The 23,526-nt window shown below is 74.7% G+C and carries 12 protein-coding genes; 7 read left to right on the forward strand and 5 right to left on the reverse strand.

What is annotated here, in order from left to right:
• Positions 1–125 precede the first annotated feature (125 nt).
• Positions 126–2,933, reverse strand: a complete 2,808-nt coding sequence (locus tag ACZCLJ_RS05705) for a substrate-binding domain-containing protein (RefSeq protein WP_463105740.1) — start codon at positions 2,931–2,933, stop codon at positions 126–128.
• A 69-nt stretch (positions 2,934–3,002) separates the two neighbouring features.
• On the opposite strand from ACZCLJ_RS05705, the gene ACZCLJ_RS05710 reads away from it, so the two are divergent.
• From ACZCLJ_RS05710 to ACZCLJ_RS05740, 7 genes are all read left to right on the forward strand, one after another.
• Positions 3,003–4,154: a LacI family DNA-binding transcriptional regulator gene (locus ACZCLJ_RS05710; protein ID WP_463105741.1), complete on the forward strand. Its 1,152-nt coding sequence runs from the start codon at positions 3,003–3,005 to the stop codon at positions 4,152–4,154.
• A 112-nt stretch (positions 4,155–4,266) separates the two neighbouring features.
• On the forward strand, positions 4,267–6,567 hold the full coding sequence (locus ACZCLJ_RS05715) for a glycoside hydrolase family 6 protein (RefSeq protein ID WP_463105742.1): 2,301 nt from the start codon (positions 4,267–4,269) through the stop codon (positions 6,565–6,567).
• Between the two features lie 194 nt (positions 6,568–6,761).
• On the forward strand, positions 6,762–8,432 hold the full coding sequence (locus tag ACZCLJ_RS05720) for an endo-1,4-beta-xylanase (protein WP_463105743.1): 1,671 nt from the start codon (positions 6,762–6,764) through the stop codon (positions 8,430–8,432).
• Positions 8,433–8,679: 247 nt separating this feature from the next.
• Complete coding sequence (locus ACZCLJ_RS05725; protein WP_463105744.1) at positions 8,680–11,379, forward strand: cellulose binding domain-containing protein; 2,700 nt, start codon at positions 8,680–8,682, stop codon at positions 11,377–11,379.
• A 105-nt stretch (positions 11,380–11,484) separates the two neighbouring features.
• Complete coding sequence (locus ACZCLJ_RS05730; RefSeq protein WP_463105745.1) at positions 11,485–12,477, forward strand: DNA topoisomerase IB; 993 nt, start codon at positions 11,485–11,487, stop codon at positions 12,475–12,477.
• The gene (locus ACZCLJ_RS05735) at positions 12,474–14,060 is read left to right on the forward strand and encodes an SDR family oxidoreductase (protein WP_463105746.1); all 1,587 of its coding nucleotides are present in this window, start codon (positions 12,474–12,476) and stop codon (positions 14,058–14,060) included. Before ACZCLJ_RS05730 ends, ACZCLJ_RS05735 begins: the two co-directional genes overlap by 4 nt.
• 103 nt (positions 14,061–14,163) lie before the next feature.
• Complete coding sequence (locus ACZCLJ_RS05740; RefSeq protein ID WP_463105747.1) at positions 14,164–16,752, forward strand: glycoside hydrolase family 9 protein; 2,589 nt, start codon at positions 14,164–14,166, stop codon at positions 16,750–16,752.
• A 155-nt stretch (positions 16,753–16,907) separates the two neighbouring features.
• Here ACZCLJ_RS05740 and ACZCLJ_RS05745 read toward each other — a convergent pair whose 3' ends face one another.
• The 4 genes from ACZCLJ_RS05745 to ettA all read right to left on the reverse strand — a co-directional run bounded on the left by ACZCLJ_RS05745 (position 16,908) and on the right by ettA (position 23,512).
• On the reverse strand, positions 16,908–17,408 hold the full coding sequence (locus ACZCLJ_RS05745; protein WP_463105748.1) for an acyl-CoA thioesterase: 501 nt from the start codon (positions 17,406–17,408) through the stop codon (positions 16,908–16,910).
• Between the two features lie 201 nt (positions 17,409–17,609).
• Positions 17,610–19,364 (reverse strand): GTPase family protein, encoded by a 1,755-nt coding sequence (locus ACZCLJ_RS05750; RefSeq protein WP_463105749.1) that lies wholly within the window; start codon positions 19,362–19,364, stop codon positions 17,610–17,612.
• A complete protein-coding gene (locus ACZCLJ_RS05755) occupies positions 19,361–21,454 on the reverse strand; it encodes a dynamin family protein (protein WP_463105750.1) in 2,094 nt (697 codons plus the stop codon). Before ACZCLJ_RS05755 ends, ACZCLJ_RS05750 begins: the two co-directional genes overlap by 4 nt.
• Positions 21,455–21,829: 375 nt before the next feature.
• Positions 21,830–23,512, reverse strand: a complete 1,683-nt coding sequence (ettA, locus tag ACZCLJ_RS05760) for an energy-dependent translational throttle protein EttA (protein ID WP_251153894.1) — start codon at positions 23,510–23,512, stop codon at positions 21,830–21,832.
• Positions 23,513–23,526 lie beyond the last annotated feature (14 nt).

The raw sequence follows: 23,526 nt of genomic DNA on the forward strand, positions 1-23,526 counted from the left end.
CCGGGACGTGCGTGGCATCGTGCTCCCTCTCGTCGTCGAGCCCCGTCGCAACGGGTCCGGGCCCGCCCTCGTCGGCGGGCCCGCCGCGGCGGGTGGGCTCGACTGTCGTCACGGGCGCCGAGCGGTCACAACGGCCGAAACGTTTCGGGGACCCGGAGGCGCGACAGGGCCGGCAGGTGCGCCCGGGCGCGTCGACGCGCGAGGGCGGCGCCGGAGCGGCGCAGGAGCTCGCCGGCGTCGGGCGCGGTGGTGACGCTCCCGACGTGCTCGACGACGATGCCCTGAGAGAGCGTCGCCCCCGCGCGGGCAGCGGTCCGCACGGCGTCGTCGGCCGTCGAGCCGTCGAGCAGGACGACGTAGTCGGTCGGGGCGAGCTCGCACACGGACCCCGCGTCACCCACCACGCCCCGCAGGCGGTGGAGCGCCGGGACCGTCGGCGGGGTCGTGAACCCGACGGCGAGCAGGTGCGCGTCGTAGCCGGCGACCCGGCGCGCGCGCTCGACGGACTGCGCGAGCCGGTCCACGAAGAGCCCACGGTGGAGCACGCCGGAGTCGGGGTCGACGAGCACGCGCTCGCGCAGCTCGCTGCGGTACCGCTCGACGTCGGACAGGACCGCGAGCGCACCGACCATCCGCGCGGGCCGACCGCCGGCGTCGTGCACCGTCACCGCGCGGCAGCGCACCCGGACGTGCTCGCCGTCGGCGCAGCGCAGCCGGTGTTCCACGTCGAGCGGCTCCTTCGTGCCGGCGAGCTGTGCGGCCAGCGCGGCGTGCACCGCCTGGACGTCGTCCGGGTGCACCCGCCCGAGCCACTCGTCGGGGTCGTCGCGCAGGTCCCGCGTGTCGCACCCGACGATCTGCGCCCAGGCCGGGGAGTACTGCACCGTCCCCGCCTCGACGTCCCACTCCCAGGTCCCGTCGTGGGACGCGATGGAGACGAGGGCGGCACGCTCGGCACCGGCCTCGACCTCGAGCACGAGCTCGCGCACGCGCTCGGCCGCGTCGGCGAGCGCGTGCTGCTGGTCCTGGAGGGAGCTGAGCAGCGCCTCCTGGTCGAGCGCGACCGCGAGCATCGCGGCCCAGTGGTTGTAGCGCTCGCGCGTGCTCGTCGAGCGCGTGTCGAGCAGCCCGCCCACGACGAGGAAGCCCCAGTCGGAACGCCCGAACGCGACGGGCGCGACGATCGTCATCGACCGGGGGTCGAGGAGCTCGCGCGGGGGGAACTCCGCGGTCGGGAAGGTGGCGTCCGCGAGCCGCTCGACGGCGCTCCCGCCGCCGCGCACCCCCACGATCCGGAGCACCCGCCGCGCGCTGCCGTCACCGGCGTCGTCCCACAGCGCGAGGGCGGCGGTCCCGCCGAGGCCCCGCGGCAGCCAGTCGAGCCGGCGCAGCGCCTCGCCGTCGCCCCGCAGCAGCCCCAGGTCGACCTCGTAGAGGTCCACGAGGTCCTGCTCGAGGCGGCCGGTCCGGGCGAGGGAGCCGTGGGCGCACCCGCGGGCGAGCGCCACGACGACCTCCGTCGCCGTCGCACGCAGCGCCTCGGCACGAGCCGTCGCCGAGATCGGCGCCCGGTCGCGGTGCGCGCTGCGCGCGAGCACCGTCCGGCCGAGCTGCGTCGCGGCGGCGCTCGCCCGGCGCCGGCGCACGTCCCGCACGAGGTCCGCGACCTCCGCCTCGACCGCGGGGACGAGCTGTTCGAGCGCCTCCTGCGAGGGTCGTAGCGCCGCGGTGCGGTCGGCGAACGAGCGCAGCGCCGCGGGCGGGGGCACCACGGCGCCCTCGGCCGCGCCCCGCAGCATGTGCCGGAGCAGGTGGAGCCAGGCGTCGAGCGGCGCCGCGCGTCGCGCCGCGTCTCCCGGACGGGCGCGCCGTCGGGCCCCGCGCAGGTCGCCCCGCTCGGCGACGGACGCGAACACGACACGGGCGACCTCGTCGAGCGGCCGGACCGGCGGGTCGGTGGGCGCCGCCGGAGCCGACGGCGGACCGGCCACCGCCTCGCGGGCCGAGCCGGAGCGCCCGCCCGCCCGGATGAGCTCGCCCTGGGTGCCCTCGAGGCATCCGCACGACTCGCGCCGGATGAGCGCCGCGCGGCCCAGGCGGTTCTCCCGGACGACGTCCTCGCCCCGCACCCGGGCCACGAGCAGCTCGGCGACCCGCTCCCCCACCTGGTCGTGCAGGGGGTCGACGGTCGAGAGGCGCGGACGTGACCGCGCGCCCGCGTCCGCGTGGTCGAACCCGACGACGGCCTGCGCCGCGGGCAGCTCCAGGCCGGCCGCCTGGAGCCCGCGCATGAACCCGATCGCGTTGCGGTCCGTCGCGGCCAGGGTGGCCGTCGTCGGCAGGCCGCGAGCGGCGAGGCGGCGTGCGACCGTCTCGGCGCTGGCCTCCTGGTTGTCGCGCGTCCGGTAGACCCAGGACGGCGAGAACGGCAGGTCGTGCGCGTCGAGGGCGGCGCGGTACGCGTCGAACCGCTCGAGCGTGTCCCGCTGCTCGGTGTTCCCGAGGAAACCGATCCTGCGGTGGCCGTGGCCGGCGAGGTGGTCGACGGCCGCGCGGACGCCGCCAGCGTTGTCGGGGGCGACGGTGGGCGCACGCAGCCCGTCCGCGCGCACGCCGAGGAGCACGAGCGGGACGCCCGAGGCGTCGAGCTCGCGGAGCTCGGCGTCGGCGAGCGCCGTCGTCATGACGACGAAGCCGTCGAACGACGACCGCCCGAGCACCGGCCTGCGCCCCGGTGGCCCGGGGAACTCGTCGCGGTCGAGGTCCGCCGGGTACGTCTGCAGCGCCACCACACGGTGCCCGTGCGAGCGCAGCACCCTGGCTATCCCGGCCAGCGACCGTCCGAAGTAGAAGCCCCCCACCACCGGGCACAGCACCCCGAACGTGAGCTGTTCCCCCGCCTGCCTCGGTCGCCTCGTCGCGTCCGTCGACATCTGCCTCACCGTCCTCGTCGTCGAGTCCTGATATGCATCATGCACCCAAACCGGGCACAGTGTGGGAGCGTGACCACAATTCCCTCGCCGGGGGCCTCGTCCTCCGGCCCGCCGACGCCCGGTGAGCGGCGCATCACAATCACGGACGTCGCGCGCGCGGCGGGCGTCTCGATCGCCGTCGTCTCGTACGCGCTCAACGACCGCCCGGGGGTGTCCGAGCGCACCCGGCGGCACGTCCTGCGCACCGCCGCCGACCTGGGCTGGCGACCCAGCGCGGCCGCCCGGTCGCTGCGCGCGCGCGCCCGCAGCGTCAGCCTGCAGGTCGTCCACGGACCCGAGGGCTCGCCGGGACCGGCGCGGGCCGTCGCGCTCGCCGCCGGCATGCGGCCGGCGCTGGCCGCGCACGACCTCGCCCTGAGCGTCGAGGTGGTCTCCGACCGCGAGGACGGCGGTCGCGACATCGAGACGGGCTGGTCGGAGCGGCGGCACGCGGCGTTCGTCGTCACGGGCGTGCACGAGCGCGACCCCCGGCGTCGGGTCGCGCGGGACGGCACGATCCCGCTCGTCGAGGTCGCCGACGGCGGGGGGCCCGACGAGCGCCCCGGCGTGCCGCAGGGCAGCGGGCCCGACACCCCGGTGTGGTTCGCCGGCGACGCCGACGCGCGCGCGGCGCGGTACCTCGTGGAGCTCGGGCACCGCCGCGTCGCCCTCCTCGTGTCGGACGCCCACGACGACGTCGCGCGCGCCCTGCACGACGCCATGAGCGGCGCGGGCGGCCCCGAGACCCGGGTGGAGCTCGTGGAGTGCCGCACGTGGGAGGAGACGCGGGCGGCCGCCGCACGCCTGCTCGCGCACACGTCCCGGCCGACGGCGGTCCTCACCGACGGCGACGTCAGTGCGCTCGCCGTGCTCGAGGCCGCCCGACGCCGCGGGCTCGAGGTGCCGTGGGACCTGTCCGTCCTGTCCGGGGAGGACTCGGCGACGTGCCGGCTCGTGGCCCCGGCGCTCACCGCGGTCCACCGTCCGTTCGTCCCGCTCGGCGCGCACGTCGCCGAGACCCTCGTGCACCGGTTCCGACTGGGACGCGCCGTCGCCCGGCCTGACGGCGCCCGGCCCGACGGCGCCCGGCCCGACGGCGCCGGGACCGGCGAGCGGCCCGGTCCGGCCCCGGTGGCGAAGCTCGTCCTGCGCGGGACGACCGCGCCACCCCGGCGCGCCTAAACGTTTCGCGCGGTGTGCATCCCGGCTCCGGGTGATCACGGTGGTCCCCGTCGGGCGCCTCGCCCGGCACGCGGACCGCCGTCCGCGTCACCTGACCCCGCTGGAGGACCCCGTGCCATCCCGTTCGAGTCGACTGCGCAAGGGCGCGACGGTCGTCGCGTCGCTCGCGCTGCTGAGCGCGCCCCTGGTCGCCGCCACGGCGCCCGCGAGCGCCGCCGAGCCCCGAGTGAGCAACCCGTTCGCCGGCGCCACCCAGTACGTCAACGACTACTGGTCGGACAACGTCGAGGCCGCGGCCGCTCGCGCGGGCGGCGACCTCGGGTCACGCATGCTGACGATCGCCGACGAGCCCACCTCGGTCTGGATGGACCGGATCAGCGCGATCGAGGGCAACGCCGACGGCCCCGGGCTGCGGACGCACCTCGACGCCGCGCTCGAGCAGAAGCAGCCCGGCGTGCCGATGGTCTTCAACCTGGTGATCTACGACCTGCCCGGCCGGGACTGCTACGCGCTCGCCTCCAACGGCGAGCTCAAGCCCACCGCCGCGGACATGCAGCGGTACAAGACCGAGTACATCGACGTCATCGCCGACATCCTCGACGACCCCGCCTACGAGGACCTGCGCATCGTCGCGACGATCGAGCCGGACTCGCTGCCGAACCTCATCACGAACATCAGCACGCCCGACTGCCAGGCGTCCGCGCCGTACTACCGCGAGGGCGTGAAGTACGCGCTGGACGCGCTCCACGACGTCGGCAACGTGTACTCCTACATCGACGCGGCGCACGCCGGCTGGCTCGGCTGGCCGAGCAACGCGGGCCCGGCGGCGAAGCTCTTCAAGGAGGTCGTGCTCTCCACCGAGGCGGGCTACGCGTCCGTGACGGGCTTCGTCACGAACACCGCCAACTCGACCCCGCTGCACGAGCCGTTCCTTGAGGACGTGCAGATCGGCAGCACGCCCGTGCGCTCGGCGACCTTCTACGAGTGGAACGCGGACTTCGACGAGACCGACTGGACGGCGCACCTCTACGACCTGCTCGTCGCCGAGGGCTTCCCGTCGTCGATCGGCATGCTCATCGACACGTCCCGCAACGGCTGGGGCGGCCCCGACCGCCCGACCGCGGTGAGCACGTCGACGAACCACAACACCTACGTGGACGAGTCCCGCGTCGACCAGCGCGTCCACCGCGGCGCGTGGTGCAACCCCGCCGGGGCCGGCATCGGTGAGCGCCCGCAGGCCACGCCCGCCGGCTACCCGGAGTCGCACCTGCACGCCTACGTGTGGGTCAAGCCCCCGGGCGAGTCCGACGGCGCGTCGACCGAGATCCCGAACGACCAGGGCAAGCGGTTCGATCGCATGTGCGACCCGACGTTCGTCTCCCCCAAGCTGGCCAACCAGCTCACGGGCGCGCTCCCGGACGCCCCGCTCGCCGGGCAGTGGTTCGAGTCGCAGTTCCAGATGCTCGTCGAGAACGCCTACCCGGTGATCGAGCCGGGCGGCGAGGTCCCGGACGACAGCACGCCGCCGTCCGTCCCGACCGGCCTCGTGGCCGGCGCGACCACGGCGACGTCCGCGACCGTGAGCTGGACGGCGTCGACGGACGACACCGGCGTGACCGCGTACACCGTCCTCGTGGACGGCACGGCGGTGGGCACGACGGCGACGACCTCCTTCACCGTCACAGGGCTCGCGGCGGACACGTCGTACGCCGTGACCGTCCGCGCTCGTGACGCGGCCGGCAACGTCTCCGCCGCGTCGGCGCCGCTCAGCGTCACGACCGACGAGGGCGCCGGGCCGGTCGAGGACACGACCGCACCGACGGCACCGACGGGTCTGCGCGTCTCCGGCGTCACGACGTCCTCCGTCTCGCTCGCGTGGAACGCGTCGAGCGACGACACGGGCGTGGACGGCTACCGCGTGTACCGCGGCGGCGAGGTCGTGGCAGAGGTCGCCGGGACGTCGTACACCGACTCGGGCCTCGAGGCGGGCACGGCGCACGTCTACGCGGTGCGCGCGGTCGACGCCGCGGGCAACGTGTCCGCGACGTCCGGCACGGTGACCGGCACGACCGAGGAGGACGGCGGCGAGCCCGCCGGCGCCTGCACGGTCGCGTACACGGCGAGCTCGTGGAACACCGGGTTCACCGGGTCCCTGCGGATCACGAACGACTCGGCCACGCCGCTGCAGGGCTGGACCCTCACGTTCGACTTCGCGAACGGTCAGACGATCTCCCAGGGCTGGTCCGCGCAGTACGCGCAGTCCGGCTCGACCGTGACCGTCACCCCGGCGGCCTGGAACACCACGCTGGGCGCCGGAGCGAGCGTCGAGATCGGCTTCAACGGCTCCCACTCCGGGACCAACACCGAGCCGACCTCCTTCGAGCTGGACGGCGCGGCCTGCACCGTCGCGTGACCGGCTGACCGGTGGCCGGGGCGCGCAGGGGCGCCCCGGCCACCGGCCCCTCTGATGCACGACGTGCCACCCGCGATCCTGACCAGGAGGTCGCGCGGCAGATCGACATCGTTATCGACATCGTTCCCGACATGCCGTCGGGATCGTTCGCCCAGAAGCGGGCCGCACGTCGGCCCACGCTTGGAGAGTGCACCATGCGCAGGAACAGCATCGGACGATCGCTCGCGACGACGCTCGCGGCCACGGCTCTCGCCGCCGCGACCGTGGTCCCGGTCGCCACCACGGCGACGGCCGCCACCGAGCCGCTCGGCGACGCGGCCGCCCGGCACGGCAAGACCGTCGGCTTCGCGCTCGACCCCGGCCGGCTCTCCGAGAGCGGCTACCGGGCCGTCGCCGACCGCGAGTTCTCGCTCGTCGTCGCGGAGAACGCGATGAAGTGGGACGCGACCGAGCCGTCGCGCGGCTCGTTCTCCTGGGGAGCGGCGGACCAGGTCGCGAGCTACGCGGCAGCACAGGGCGCGGACCTCTACGGGCACACGCTCGTGTGGCACAACCAGCTCCCCGGCTGGGTCCAGGGCCTGTCGGGCACGGAGCTGCGCACCGCCATGACGGACCACGTCACGGCCGTCGCCGGGCACCTCGCCGGGGACGTCGCGGCCTGGGACGTCGTCAATGAGGCGTTCGAGGACGACGGCTCCCGCCGGCAGAGCATCTTCCAGCAGCGCCTCGGTGACCGCTACATCGAGGACGCGTTCCGCGCCGCCAGGGCGGCCGACCCGGACGCCGACCTGTGCATCAACGACTACAGCACCGACGCCGTCAACGCGAAGAGCACGGCGATCTACGACCTCGTGCGCGACTTCACGGCCAGGGGCGTGCCGATCGACTGCGTGGGCTTCCAGGCGCACCTGATCGTGGGCCAGGTCCCGTCGACGCTGACCCAGAACCTCCAGCGGTTCGCCGACCTCGGGGTGGACGTGCGGATCACCGAGCTGGACATCCGCATGAGCACCCCTGCCGACGCGTCGAAGCTGGCGCAGCAGGCGTCCGACTACGCGAAGGTCTTCCAGGCCTGCCTCGACGTGGACCGCTGCACGGGCGTGACGCTGTGGGGCATCACGGACAGGTACTCGTGGATCCCCGGGGTCTTCCCGGGACAGGGCGCCGCCCTGGTTTGGGACGACGCATACACGGCCAAGCCGGCGTACGCCGCGATCGCCCAGGCGCTCGGGGCGCAGGACGACGGCTCGGGCGGCGACGACCAGGCGCCGTCCGCCCCGACCGGCCTGCGGGTCTCCGGCGCCACGCCGTCCTCGGTGTCGCTCGCGTGGGACGCGGCGAGCGACGACACCGGGGTCACGGGATACCGGGTCTTCCGCGACGGGACGCAGGTCGCCGAGGTCGCTGCGACGTCGTACACCGACACGGGCCTCGAGCCCGGCACGTCCTCCGCGTACGCGGTGCGCGCGGTCGACGCCGCGGGCAACGTCTCCGCGACGTCCGGCACGGTGACCGGCACGACCGAGGACGACGGCGGCGAGCCCGCCGGCGCCTGCACGGTCGCGTACACGGCGAGCTCGTGGAACACCGGGTTCACCGCGTCGGTGCGGATCACGAACGACTCCCCCGCGACGCTCCAGGGCTGGCGGCTCGCCTTCGCGTTCCCGGACGGCCAGACCATCACCCAGGGCTGGTCGGCGCAGTACGGGCAGTCCGGCTCCGCGGTCACCGTCACCCCGGCGGCCTGGAACACCACGCTGGGCGCCGGAGCGAGCGTCGACATCGGCTTCAACGGCTCCCACTCCGGCACCAACACCGAGCCGACCTCCTTCACCCTGGACGGCGAGACCTGCACCGTCGCCTGATCGGCTGCCGCGTCGGATGCCGCATCGGATGCCGCGAGCCGGGGGCGTGCAGGGGCCGCCCCGGTCCGCGGCCTCGCGAGAACGCGTGCTGACCCGGGCCGCGCCCCCGGCCCGGGTCAGCACGTCCTCCGCCCTCCGAAACGTTTCACGCACTCGGCCGTCGAAGCGCTTCACCTAGCGTGGCGCGCGGCACGACGACGTGCCCGGGGGCTCGCCCCCGCCTCACGCACGAAGGAGTGAGAGACGGATGAGCTTGCGACCAGCCATCGCCGCGCTCGTCGGGTGCGGGCTCCTCGCCACGGGACTGGGGGCGGCCGCCGCGGTCGTCCCCGGGGTCGTGGCAGGGACCGCCGCGAGCGCGACTACGACCGCTGCGGCGGAGTACGACTGGGGGAACGTCGAGATCGTCGGCGGCGGATTCGTCCCGGGGATCGTCTTCAACCGGACCGAGCCCGGACTCGTCTACGCGCGCACCGACATCGGCGGCGCCTACCGCCTCGACCAGCAGACGCGGCGCTGGGTCCCGCTGCTCGACCACGTGGGCTGGGACGACTGGGGCCACACCGGCGTGCAGAGCATCGCGACCGACCCCGTGGAGCCGGACAACGTCTACGCGGCCGTCGGCACGTACACCAACGCGTGGGACCCGAACCCCGGCGCGATCCTGCGCTCGTCCGACCGCGGCGAGACGTGGCAGCGGACCGACCTGCCGTTCAAGGTCGGCGGGAACATGCCGGGCCGCGGCATGGGCGAGCGCCTCGTGGTCGACCCCCACGACAACGACGTGCTGTACCTCGGCACCGAGGGCGGCAACGGGCTGTGGCGCAGCACCGACGCGGGCGTCACGTGGTCCGAGGTCACGTCGTTCCCGAACCCGGGGAACTACGTCCAGGACCCGTCGGACGCCAACGACTACCTCACGGCGAACCAGGGCGTGGTCACGGTCGCGCCCGACACCTCCACCGGGACGCCGGGCTCCCCCACCCCGACCCTCTACGTGGGGGTCGCGGACAAGGAGGACCCGCTCTACCGCTCGACCGACGCCGGCGCGACGTGGGAGCCCGTCCCCGGCACCCCCACGGGCTTCATCCCGCACAAGGTCGTGCTCGACGACGAGGGCGGCCAGCTGTACCTCGCGACGTCCGACACGGGCGGCCCGTACGACGGCGGCAAGGGCGACGTCTGGCGCCTCGACACCGCGACGGGGACGTGGACGCAGATCAGCCCGGTCCCGTCGTCCAGCGCCGACGCCTACTTCGGCTACTCGGGTCTCACGATCGACCGCCAGGACCCGGACACGCTCATGGTCGTGAGCCAGATCTCGTGGTGGCCGGACATCCAGGTGTACCGCAGCACGGACCGCGGCGAGACGTGGACGTCGATCTGGGAGTGGGCCGCGTACCCCGAGCGGGACCTGCGCTACTCGCTCGACATCTCGGGCGCGCCGTGGCTGACGTTCGCCGAGCAGCCCGCACCGCCGGAACCGAGCCCGAAGCTCGGCTGGATGACCGAGTCGTTCGAGATCGACCCCTTCGACTCCGACCGCTTCCTCTACGGCACCGGCGCGACCGTCTACGGCGGCACGGACCTCACCGACTGGGACACGGGCGGGACCGTGGACATCTCCGTGAAGGCGCAGGGCATCGAGGAGACCGCGGTGCTCGACCTCGTCGCGCCACCCGGCGGCGCCGAGGTCATCTCCGGGCTCGGCGACATCGGCGGGTTCGTCCACGACGACATCACGCAGGTGCCCGACATGATGTTCACCCAGCCGTACCACGGGGCGGTGCACGGCCTCGACTACGCGGAGCTGTCACCCTCGACCGTCGTGCGCGTCGGCCAGGGGGTCGACGGCGCGGTCGCGTCCCACATCGGTGTCTCGACGAGCGGCGGGTCGTCCTGGTGGGCCGGTCAGGAGCCGCCCGGGGTGACGGGGGCGGGGACCGTGGCCGTGGGCGCCGACGGCGGTCGCATCGTGTGGAGCCCGCAGGGCACCGGGGTGCACGTGTCGACGACGCTCGGGTCGTCGTGGACGGCGTCGACGGGCGTGCCGGCCGGCGCGCGCGTCGAGGCGGACCGCGTGGACCCGGAGGTGTTCTACGCGTACGCGGCGGGGACCTTCTACGTGAGCACCGACGGCGGTGCCTCCTTCACCGCGTCCGCGGCGTCCGGCCTGCCCGCCGAGGGCAACGTCCGGTTCGGCGCCGTGCCGGGCCACGGGGGCGACGTGTGGCTCGCGGGCGGGACGACCGACGCGACCTACGGCATGTGGCGCTCGACCGACCAGGGCGCGACGTTCACGCGACTCGCCGACGTCGACGAGGGCGACGCGGTCGGGTTCGGCAAGGCCGCGCCCGGTGCCGACTACCCGGCGGTCTACACGTCGTCGAAGATCGACGGCGTGCGGGGCGTCTTCCGCTCCGACGACGCGGGCGCGACGTGGGTCCGGATCAACGACGACGAGCACCAGTGGGCATGGACCGGCTCGGTCGTCACGGGTGACCCCGACGTCTACGGCCGGGTGTACGTCGGGACGAACGGGCGGGGCGTCGTCGTCGGGGAGCTCACGGGCGACCCGGGGACCGACCCGACCGAGGAGCCGACCGAGGAGCCCACCGAGGATCCGGGCGACGCCGCGTGCTCGGTCGCGTACGACGTCGTCGGCTCGTGGCCGGGCGGGTTCCAGGCGACCGCCCGCGTGACGAACACGGGCGACGCGCCGGTCGCCGGGTGGGACCTCGTGTGGCGGTTCACGGCGGGCGAGCAGGTGGCCCAGGCGTGGGGCGGGACGGCGACGCAGACCGGCACCTCGGTGCGGGTCGCGGCGCCGGGCTGGGCGACGACGCTCGCACCGGGCGCGTCGTCGGACATCGGGCTCATCGGCTCCGGCACCCCCGGGACGCCCGAGGCCTTCGCCCTGAACGGCGAGGAGTGCACGGCGTCGTGACATGACGCGGTGGCGGGTGGCGGTCGCCGGTCGGGCGACCGCCACCCGCGTTCGCGGTCAGGCGCTCGGGCTGCGACCGCGAGCACCCCACCTGACACTGTCGGGGTGCGACTGCGCCGCGTGTCCGTGACCTCGCCGGGGTACTCGCGCCGCCCGAAGGGCGACGCGTGGGTGTTCCTCGACGTCGACGGGGTGCCCTTGACCGACGAGGAGGAGGTCGCCCGGTGCACGCAGCTCGCCGTCCCGCCCGCGTGGGAGGACGTGTGGATCTGCCGGTTCCCGAACGGCCACATCCAGGCGTTCGGCCGTGACGCCGCCGGTCGCGGCCAGTACCTGTACCACGAGCAGTGGCAACGGACGCGCGCGCGGCGCAAGCACGACCACGTGCTCGACGTGGGGCGTCGGCTGCCCGCGGCGCGGCGCCACGTCGCCCGGGACCTGGAGCTGCCGGGGATGGGTCGCGAGAAGGTCCTGGCCCTCGCGTTCCGCCTCCTGGACCTCGCCTACTTCCGCGCGGGCGGCGAGATCTACGCGAAGCAGAACAAGAGCTACGGCCTCGCGACGATCCGCAAGGAGCACGCGCGCGTCCGCCGCGACGGGAGCGTGCACTTCCACTACCCCGCCAAGTCGGGTCAGGTGCGCGACGTCGTCGTCGACGACCCGGTGGTGGCCGACCTCGTCACGACCCTCAAGCGGCGTCGCGACCCCTCGGGGAGCGGCGAGCTCCTCGCGTGGCGCGAGGACGTCGCGGGGCGAGCCGTGTGGCACGACGTGACGAGCGCCGACGTGCAGGCCGCCATCAAGGAGCGCCTGGGACCGGATGCGACGCCCAAGGACTTCCGCACGTGGCACGCGACGGTGCTGGCGGCGCGCGCGCTCGCCGACGCGGGCGCCGCCCCGCGGTCCGACCGCGCCCGACGGCGCGTCGTCACGGGCATCGTCAAGGACGTCGCCGAGGAGCTCGGCAACACCCCGGCGGTCGCGCGGTCGTCGTACATCGACCCACGCCTGTTCGACCTGTGGGAGCGTGGCGAGACGATCGGGTCCACCCGGTCGCCGTCGCGTGCCGAACGAGAAGTGCTGGAGCTGCTGGGATGAAGATCGCCGTCACGGGTGTCACCGGGTACGTCGGCGGGCGCCTCGTCCCCGAGCTGCTGGACGCCGGGCACGAGGTCCGGGCGCTCGCGCGCCACCCCGAGCGCCTCGCCGGGCGCGACTGGGCCGGGTCGTCGCAGGTCGAGCTCGTCGAGGCCGACGCGGGCGACCTCGACCAGATCCGGTCGGCGCTCCAGGGCACCGACGTCGCGTACTACCTCATCCACTCGCTCGGGACCGGTCCCACCTTCGAGGCGCGCGACCGGCGCACCGCGCTGACGTTCGCCCGCGCGGCGCGCGAGGCCGGCGTGCGACGGATCGTCTACCTCGGCGGGATGTTCCCGGACGTGCCCGAGGGCGAGCTGTCGCCGCACCTCGCGTCGCGCAAGGAGGTCGGGGAGATCCTGCTCGCGTCGGGCGTCCCGACGACGGTGCTCCAGGCGGCCGTCATCCTCGGCTCGGGCTCGGCGAGCTTCGAGATGATGCGCTACCTCACCGAGCGCCTCCCCGCGATGACGACGCCGAAGTGGGTCGACAACCGGATCCAGCCGATCGCGGTCCGCGACGTGCTGCGCTACCTCGTCGGATCGGCGTCCATGCCCGACGACGTCTCGCGCGCCTTCGACATCGGCGGGCCGGAGGTGCTCACCTACCGGGACATGATGCAGCGCTACGCGCGCGTCGCCGGCCTGCCGCGGCGTCGGATCGTCAGCGTCCCGGTGCTCACTCCGAAGCTGTCGTCGCACTGGGTCGGCCTCGTCACCCCGGTGCCCAGCGGCATCGCGCGACCGCTCGTCGAGTCGCTCCAGCACGAGGTCGTGTGCCAGGAGCACGACATCGCCCGGTACGTCCCCGACCCGCCGGGAGGCCTCCTGGGCTTCGACCAGGCCGTCGGGCTCGCGCTGCAGCGCATCCACGACGGGGAGGTCACCACCCGGTGGTCGTCGGCGTCGGTGCCGGGCGCGCCGTCGGACCCGCTGCCGACCGACCCCGACTGGGCGGGCGGCTCGCTGTACGTGGACGAGCGGCGCACCGTGGTCGACGCGCCGCACGACGTGCTGTGGCGCGTCGTCGAGGAGATCGGCGGGCAGGGCGGCTGGTACTCGTGGTCCCTCGCGTGGCGCGTGCGCGGGCTGATAGACCGCGTCGTCGGCGGCCCGGGGCTGCGGCGCGGTCGACGCGACGAGCACCGCCTGCGCGTGGACGACGAGCTCGACTGGTGGCGCGTCGAGGCGATCGAGCCGGGGCGCCGGCTCCTGCTGCGCGCCGAGATGCGGCTGCCGGGTCTCGCGTGGCTCGAGCTGCGCGTCGACGACGCGGCGGCGGAGCTCGAGGACGCGACCGATCCCGACGCTCCCGGTCCGTCGCCGGACGAGGCGAGCGGGCCGGGCCGTACCTACTTCGCCCAGCGCGCGCTGTTCCACCCGCACGGCCTCGCCGGCCAGCTCTACTGGTGGTCCGTCAAGCCCTTCCACGGCGTCGTGTTCGGCGGCATGCAGCGCAACATCGCGGAGGCGGCCGAGCGCGCGGCGCGCTCCGGGCACGACGACGCGGCGCCCGCCGCGGGCACGGGTCCGCGGGTCTAAACGTTCCGCGGTCGGACGTCTCCTTGACGTCCCGGCCGCGCGGTCCGGACAGTGGCGACGGCCCGCGCGTCGACGAGGACGCGCGGCGGACCGAGAGGCAGCCATGGACCGACGACCCTCCGCGCGCACCCGCGCCGCGGCCAGCGCCCGGACGACCCGGCCCACCGCCGTCGCGACGACGTGCGCCCTGCTCGCCGTCGGCCTCACGGCCGTCGGCGCCCCGGCGTCGGCAGCCGTGGAGCCGAACTACGCCGAGGCGCTCCAGAAGTCGCTGTTCTTCTACGACGCGCAGCGCTCGGGCGACCTGCCCGACGACTTCCGCGTGAGCTGGCGCGGCGACTCCGCGCTCGACGACGGCGCCGACGTCGGGCTCGACCTCACCGGCGGCTGGTACGACGCGGGCGACCACGTGAAGTTCGGGCTGCCGATGGCGTTCACCACGACGATGCTCGCGTGGGGCGCGATCGCGAGCCCGGACGGGTACGCGGCGTCGGGCCAGGAGGACGAGCTGCTCGACTCGCTGCGCTGGGTGAACGACTACTTCATCAAGGCGCACCCGGAGCCGGACGTGCTCTACGCCCAGGTCGGCGACGGCGACGCCGACCACAAGTGGTGGGGCCCGGCCGAGGCGATGCAGATGGCACGCCCGGCCTACGAGGTCGACGCCTCGTGCCCCGGCAGCGACGTCGCGGGCGAGACCGCGGCGGCCATGGCGGCGTCGTCCATCGTCTTCGCCGACTCCGACCCGGCGTACGCGGCCGAGCTGCGCCGCCACGCCGTCGAGCTCTACGACTTCGCCGACACGTACCGCGGGAAGTACTCCGACTGCGTGCCCGTCGGGAGCTTCTACAACTCGTGGTCCGGCTACCAGGACGAGCTCGTGTGGGGCGCGTACTGGCTGTACGAGGCGACCGGCGACGCCGCCTACCTGGCGAAGGCCGAGCAGGAGTACGCCGGGCTGTCGACCGAACCGCAGACGAGCACGCGCTCGTACCGGTGGACGATCGCGTGGGACGACAAGACGTACGGCGCGTACGCGCTGCTCGCGCAGGCGACCGGCAAGCAGCAGTACGTCGACGACGCGAACCGCTGGCTCGACTTCTGGACCACCGGGTACCAGGGCCAGCGGGTGCGCTACTCCCCCGGTGGTCAGGCGTTCCTCGACTCCTGGGGCTCGCTGCGCTACGCCGCGAACACCGCGTTCGTCGCGCTCACGTACGGCGACTGGCTGCGCGAGCGCGGCGACACCGCACGCGCCGACAGGTACCAGGGCTTCGGGGAGCGGCAGGTCGACTACGCGCTCGGGGACAACCCGCGCGGCTCGTCGTACGTCGTCGGGTACGGCGAGAACCCCCCGCAGAACCCCCATCACCGCACCGCGCACGGCTCGTGGCTCGACTCCCTCGCCCAGCCCGTCGAGACGCGGCACGTGCTGTACGGGGCGCTCGTCGGCGGCCCGGGGTCGCCGGACGACGCGTACGTGGACAGCCGCACGGACTACGTCGCCAACGAGGTCGCGACGGACTACAACGCGGGCTTCACGTCGGCGCTCGCGCACCTCGTCGGTGAGCACGGCGGCACGCCGCTCGCGGGCTTCCCGCAGCCGGAGACGCCCGACCAGGACGAGTTCGTCGTCGAGTCGCGGCTCAACCAGCCGGGGACGGCGTTCACCGAGATCAAGGCGATCCTGCGCAACCGGTCCGCGTTCCCTGCGCGTGTCCTCGACGACGTCCGCCTGCGCTACTGGTTCACGCTCGACGAGGGCGCGAACCCCTCGTCGGTCCGCGCCACGACGAACTACTCCGAGTGCCCGGGCGCCACGGCGGCCGTGGGTCACGCCGGCGGCGACCAGTACTACGTCGAGATCGACTGCTCCGGGTCGCTCGTCTACCCCGGTGGCCAGTCGCAGCACCGCCGCGAGATCCAGTTCCGCGTCACCGCGGACGGGTGGGACGCGGCGGACGACTGGTCCTACGGCGACGTCGCGACGGGCGAGACGCCCACGAAGAACCCGCGGATCACCTTGTACGAGGGCGACGAGCTCCTGTGGGGCGACGAGCCGGGCTCGACGGAGCCGGACCCCGACGACGAGACCGCGCCGACGACGCCCGGATCGCCCGCCGTGCGCGACGTCACCGCGACCGGCGCGACCGTCTCCTGGGCCGCGTCCACCGACGCGGGCAGCGGGGTCGCCGGCTACGACGTGCTGCTCGACGGCGAGCGCGCCGCCACGGTCACCGGGACGAGCCACGCCCTCACCGGGCTGACGCCCGAGACCGCCTACCGCGTGAGCGTCGTCGCCACCGACCGCGCCGGCAACGCCTCCCCGGCGAGCGCTGCGACGTCGTTCACGACGAGCGCGACGCCCGACGCCGCGGCGTGCGCCGTGCGGTGGACGTCGAGCGACTGGGGAAGCGGCGGGACCGTGACCCTGCGCCTGACGAACACGGGGCTCACGGCCCTCTCGGGCTGGACGCTCGGGTTCTCCTTCCCCGCCGGCCAGACGCTCACGAACGGGTGGAGCGCGGCGTGGTCGCAGACCGGCGCCGCCGTCACCGCCCGCTCTGCGAGCTGGAACGGGCCCGTTCAGCCCGGCGGCTCCGTCGAGGTCGGGTTCAACGTGACGCACGGCGGCGCGAACACGCCGCCGGCGCAGATCACGCTCGACGGCGCGGCGTGCACCGTGTCGTGACGCCGAGCGGGCGGGCCGGAGCGGGCCGCCGGAGCGGGCGGCCGGAGCGGGCGGGGTCGCGGGTCGTGGCGGGTCTGGCGGGAGGCCGCGAGGAACGAGCGGCCGGATGGTAGACCCGCGACCCCGCCCGCGGAGGCCCGCCCGCGGACCGATGCTCAGCCCCGACGGCGGAACACCAGCGGCTCCTCGACGTAGGGCTCCCACGCCGCGCGCTCGGTGTCGGTGAGGCGGCGCGGCCTGCCGGTCGCGGCGTCGACCACGACGATCGTCGTCGTGGCCTTCGCGTAGGCCTCGCCGCCGGAGGTTGGGCCGGTCCGTCCGAAGCCGCCGGGGACGCCGTCGTGCACCTCGTAGCAGACCTCGAGGCTCGCACCGCCGAGGTGACCGACCCACAGCTCGACCCGGACCGGCGTCCGCGTGAACCCCAGCGGTCGCAGGTACTGGATCTCCTGGCGCGCGACGAGCGTGTGGCTCGTGGCGTGCGGGCCCGTCTCGAGCACCGCGGTGGGCCACGCGTCCTCTCCCGCCTCGGGATGCGTCCAGAACGCGGTGATGCGCGCGTCCTCGAGCAGGCGGAACATCTCGACGTTGTTCACGTGGGCGTAGGCGTCGAGGTCCGACCACCGCAACGAGACGGGGACGTGCAGGCGGGTCATGGAGGTCCTCTCGGTGCTGCGGGCGGTGCTCTGCGCCGACGGCGCGCTGGTGCGACGACCATTCTGCCGCCCTGCCGCTGGTGCCGAGCACGACCCTGCCCGCCGTCGAACACGACCCTGCCCGCCGTCGAACACGACCTGAAGGTCGTTCTGGACGTCTTGGCGACCGTCAGGTCGTGTTCGGCACCCTGAGGGGCGTGCTCAGGAGGCGGCGACGAGAGCCCCGGCGCGGCACCGGGCGAGCGCGGCGAGCTCCTCGTCCACGGGGAGGCGCACGACGGCGTCGGCGACCTGGGTGATCGCGGCGCGCAGGCGCCGTCGGGCACGGGCCGCACGGCGCCTGCCGCCGACCGCGGCCGCCACCCGCGCGGCGAGCGCGAGCACCACCCCGACGACGACGCCGCCGAGGACGAGCAGCGTCGGCCACGGGAGCTCGGGCGCGCCGGCCCCGCCGAGCGTGAGCACGGGCGTCGGCGGTTCGGGCAGCCGCAGGTAGGCGAACAGCCAGAGCGCCGCGAGCCACAGCAGACCCACGACGAGCGCTGCGAGCACGAGCCACTGCAGCAACCCGACGACGCGCCACCACGCGGGTCGGCGCGACGCCTCGAGCTCGGTCCCCGCGACGGCGCGGTCGAGCGCGTCCGCGAGGTCGGACGTGCCGTCCGCCGCCCGACGGCGCGCCACGAGCGCCCACGCATCCGGCACCCCGCGCGTCGCGGCGTCCACGTAGTCGCGCACCGCCGTCTGCGCCCCCGCACGCAGCGCCGCGGGGACGGCCGGCAGCGAGGTCCGCCCGAGGTCCTCGCGCGGCGGACCGGCGGTGCCGGGGCCGCCCAGCGCCTTGGCCGTGCGCGCCGCGCGCGAGCCCGGCGCCGGCCCCGAGCGCAGGCCGATGCGGCGCAGCGGGTCGGGCCGGAACCGCCCGAGCCAGCGCGTGACGGGCCACCCCGTCGCCGCGCGCGCGTCGCGCACCGCGGAGCCGCGGACCGCCGCGACGACCGTCGGCACGCCCGCCGCGGCCTCCAGGGCGTCGACCAGCCCGTCGCGCGCCCGCTGTGCCGCGCGTTCGGGCGGGGGGTCGCCGCACGCGTCGGCGATGCGCCGGGCGACGGCGCGCTCGTCGGCGGCGAGCCGGTCGTTCGCGGCCCGACGGCGTGCGGCCGCGTCGGCGAGCAGTCCACGCAGCGCGTCCATCCCTTGACCCGTGCGCGCCGAGACGCCGAGGACGCGCGCGTCGGCGAGCCCGTCCTGCGCGGCGAGGCGGCGCAGGTCGGCGAGACACGCGTCGGCGTCCGCCGGCGACAGACGGTCGACCTGGTTGAGCACGAGGACGACCGACGCGTGCCCGGCGAGCGGCCGCAGGTAGCGCTCGTGGAGCGCGGCGTCCGCGTACTTCTGCGGGTCGACGACCCACACGAGGAGGTCGGCCCGCTCGACGAGGCGCTCTGCGCGGACCCGGTGCTCGGTGACGACCGAGTCGTGGTCGGGCAGGTCCAGCAGCACGAGCCCGCTCGTCAGCTCGGCCGGTCGGCGGCCCGTGCCGCGCAGGATCCCGCGCAGGCCGCCCGGCCTCATGTCCTGCTCCGCGGTGTCGCCCGATGCGAGGGGCGTGCCCATCTCGTGCCGCCGGGACACCTCGAGCCAGTCGAGCAGCGCGCCGGCCGGACCCGCTCCGCCCTGTCCCCACACCGCCGCGAGCGCGTGCGACGTCGTCGGTCTCTGGACCCCGACCGTCGCGAGCTCGCCGCCGGCCAGCGCGTTGAAGACCGACGACTTCCCCGAGCCCGTCGCCCCGGCGAGCGCGACGACCGTGTGGTCGGCGGACAGCCCGGCGCGCTCGCGCGCACGTCCGGCGACGTCGCGCGCGTCGGCCACGAGGGTCGCGTCGAGCCGCCCGTCGCCCGCGAGGAGGGCCGACTCGAGCGCGGCGGTCCGGTCCGCGAGGTCGATGCTCACTGCTGACCCTCTCCCTCGGCCGGCGCCTCGTCCTGCGGCGAGTCCTGGCCGCCGGCCCCCGCGGTCGCGTCCCGTGCGGGCCGGCCGAAGAGCCGGCGCCAGAAGCCTGCCCGCGTGCCGTCGTCGACGACCTCGCCCGTCGTCGTCTCGTCGGCGGTCCCGCGTCCGGCACCGCGCAGGGGTCGCGCCGCGTGGCGGCCCGTCACCGGGCCGGCCGGTGCGGGTCGACCGGCTCGCTCGGCGCGTGCGGCGGTCTCGACCGCGTGCGCCGCGTCGCGCACACCCTGGGCGGCGGTCACCGCGTCGGCGCTCCCCAGGGCGTCGAGCTGGGCGGTGAACCGCCGGGCCTCGGCGTCGAGCACCTCGTCCACGCGCTCGGCGAGCCGCTCGCGGGCCGTCTGCGTGAGGCGGCGCACGGCGTCGTCGCCGAACACCGCCTCGAGCAGCTTCTGGGCGACGATCGCCGTGCCGCCGGCGATCCCGACCTCCGCGCCGGTGATCCCCCCGGTCGACGCGAAGACCAGGACCATGAGGCTGACGCCGAGCCCGTTGATCCCGAACGACAGCGCGCGCGCCGCGCCCCGCTTCCCGGCACCCTGCTCGCGCACGAGGTCGAGCACGTCGCCCTGCCATGCCCGGATCTGCGCCGCGACCTCGGTGCGGGCTCCGGCCGAGGACCGCGAGAGGTCGAGCCCGTCGAGCAGCGCGAGGCCGGACGGGTCGGAGCGCCACGTGCCGTGGGCGCGATCCGCGGCGGTGTCGGCGGCGTCGAGGACGACCGCTTCCAGGCCGTGCGCGATGGCCTGCTCGACCTGCGGCGCCTGCGCGGGACGTCCGCGGAAGAACGACGCGATCGCGTCGCGGACCCGTCCCACCCCCTGCTCCACGGCGCGGAAGATCTCGCTCGTGCCGACGAAGTCCTGCCACCGCGCGAGCACCTCGCCGCGCAGGAGCGCGCCGTCGCTCGTCGCGGCGTCGACCTGGGCCGCCGCGTCCGCGTACGCGCGCTCGACCACGTCCCGCAGCCGCGCGTCCGACGTCCCCTGGGCGTCCGCGGCCCCGGCGACGAGCACGGCGCGGCGCACGAGGTCGTCGACGACGCCGTCCCGCGTCGCGAGCGCGATCCGGTCCCGGGCGTCGGCGTCGACGCCCAGCTCCGTGAGCCAGGCCGACACCTCGGCGACGGACCGCTCGGGCAGGAACCCGTCCACGAGCTCGGACTCGCCGACGACGAAGAGCGGCGACGCGCCCAGCCCGTTCTCGGCCATCATGCGCCGCAGGTCGTCGGCCACGGCCTCGGCGCCGGGGTCCACGCGGTCGAGCACGATCGCGACCTGGGCCCGCCGCTCGGCGGCCCGGTGCAGCAGGTCCCACGGGACGGCGTCCGCGTACCGCGCGGCGGTGGTGACGAAGAGCCACAGGTCGGCCGCACCGAGCAGCTGGGCGGCGAGCTCCCGGTTCGCCGTCTCGACCGAGTCGACGTCGGGCGCGTCGACGAGCGCCAGCCCCTGCGGCAGCGCGTCGCTCGCCACCAGCCGCAGCGAGCGGGACAGGTCCGTGCCGCCACCTGCCGCGCCCGCCCCGGTGCCGGTGCCGGTGCCGGTGCCGGTGCCGGTGCCACGGTCGGCAGCGCGGTGCGTGCTGACCCGCGCGAGCCCGGGCAGCACGCGGTCGGTCGAGAACCACCGCTCGTCCAGCGGATGGTGGACGAGCACCGGCGCGCGCGTCGTGGGCCGCAGCACGCCGGGCGCGGACACGTGTTCGCCCAGCAGGGAGTTGACGAGCGTCGACTTGCCCGCTCCCGTCGACCCCCCGACGACGACGAGCAGCGGCGCGGCGTGCGACCTCAGCCGCGGCAGCAGGTAGTCGTCGAGCTGGTCCACGGCGAGCGCGAGGTCGTGCCGCGCCGTCGCGACGCCCGGCTCCTCGAGCGGCAGCCGCAGCGCCGCGAGCCGCCCCCGCAGGATCTCCAGCGCCTCGACCAGCCCCGCGGTCCCCGCCCCCGCACCCGTCAGCGCCGCCACGTCGCCGCCGTGCTCCTCGGCATCGCCGGCAGCGGCGTCGGCACGAGGCGCTCCGGGGTCGGTCATCCCGTCAGTCTGCCGCAACGTCCCAGGCCAGGCGCGCGCACGGCCCACCGCCGCGAGGACGGATAATCCCATCCGCGACAGGGACGGGCCGTGGACGAGAGGAGGGACGAACCCCGTGACGTCGACGACATGGGGAGCAAGAGGCAGGACGAAACCCATGTGGACGACGAGAAGGCGAGACGGCACGCGAGCCCGGCGGGAACGACGGCGCGCGCGGGTCGTGGCGGGTCTGGCGGGAGGCCGCGAGGCACGAGCGGCGGATGGTAGACCCGCGCGCGCCGTCGTGGACGCCGGGCGGAGGTAGCCGCACCGAACGCCGCACGCAGACACGACGACGCCGGGCGGGAAGCACCCGCCCGGCGTCGTCGGGACCGATCAGTCGCGCGTGAGCTTGCGGTACGTCACGCGGTGCGGACGCGCCGCGTCGGCGCCGAGGCGCTCGACCTTGTTCTCCTCGTACGACGCGAAGTTCCCCTCGAACCAGTACCAGCTCGCCGGGTTCTCCTCGGTGCCCTCGTACGCGAGGATGTGCGTCGCGACGCGGTCGAGGAACCACCGGTCGTGGGACACGACGACGGCGCAGCCGGGGAACTCGAGCAGCGCGTTCTCGAGCGAGCCGAGGGTCTCGACGTCGAGGTCGTTGGTGGGCTCGTCGAGCAGCAGGAGGTTGCCGCCCTGCTTGAGCGTGAGCGCCAGGTTGAGGCGGTTGCGCTCACCGCCGGACAGCACGCCCGCGGGCTTCTGCTGGTCCGGGCCCTTGAACCCGAACGACGCGACGTACGCGCGCGACGGGATCTCGACGTTGCCGACCTTGATGAAGTCGAGGCCGTCGGACACGACCTCCCAGAGCGTCTTCTTGGGGTCGATGCCGCCGCGCGACTGGTCGACGTACGAGATCGAGACGGTCTCGCCGACCTTGAGGTCGCCACCGTCGAGGGGCTCGAGACCGACGATCGACTTGAACAGCGTCGTCTTGCCGACACCGTTGGGGCCGATGACGCCGACGATGCCGTTGCGCGGCAGCGTGAAGCTCAGGCCGTCGATGAGCTGGCGACCGTCGAAGCCCTTCTGGAGGTTCGTCGCCTCGAGGACCAGGTTGCCCAGGCGCGGGCCCGGCGGGATCTGGATCTCCTCGAAGTCGAGCTTCCTGGTGCGCTCGGCCTCGGCAGCCATCTCCTCGTAGCGCGCGAGTCGCGCCTTCGACTTGGTCTGGCGGCCCTTGGCGTTGGACCGGACCCACTCGAGCTCCTCCCTGAGGCGCTTGGCGAGCTTGGCGTCCTTCTTGCCCTGGACCTGCAGGCGCTCGCCCTTCTTCTCGAGGTAGGTCGAGTAGTTGCCCTCGTAGGGGTAGAGGCGGCCGCGGTCGACCTCGCAGATCCACTCGGCGACGTGGTCGAGGAAGTACCGGTCGTGGGTGACCGCGAGGATCGCGCCGGGGTACGACGCGAGGTGCTGCTCGAGCCACAGCACGGACTCGGCGTCGAGGTGGTTGGTGGGCTCGTCGAGGAGCAGCAGGTCGGGCTTCTCGAGGAGGAGCTTGCACAGCGCGACGCGGCGGCGCTCACCACCGGAGAGCACGGACACGTCCGCGTCCGGCGGGGGGCAGCGCAGCGCGTCCATCGCCTGCTCGAGCTGCGAGTCGAGGTCCCACGCGTCGGCGGCGTCGATCGCCTCCTGGAGCGTGCCCATCTCGGCGAGCAGCGCGTCGAAGTCCGCGTCGGGCTCGGCCATGAGGGCGGAGATCTCGTCGAAGCGGTGCTTCTTGGCGAGGATGTCCGCGACGGCCTCCTGGACGTTGCCGAGGACCGTCTTCTCCTCGTTGAGCGGCGGCTCCTGCAGGAGGATCCCGACGCTGTAGCCCGGGGAGAGGCGCGCCTCGCCGTTCGAGGGCGTGTCGAGGCCCGCCATGATCTTGAGGATCGTGGACTTCCCGGCACCGTTCGGGCCCACGACGCCGATCTTCGCGCCGGGCAGGAAGTTCAGGGAGACGTCGTCGAGGATGACCTTGTCGCCGTGCGCCTTGCGCGCCTTGTACATGGAGTAGATGAACTCAGCCACAGCCTGTGTTTCCA

It is taken from the genome of Cellulosimicrobium sp. So1_17, assembly GCF_055181235.1.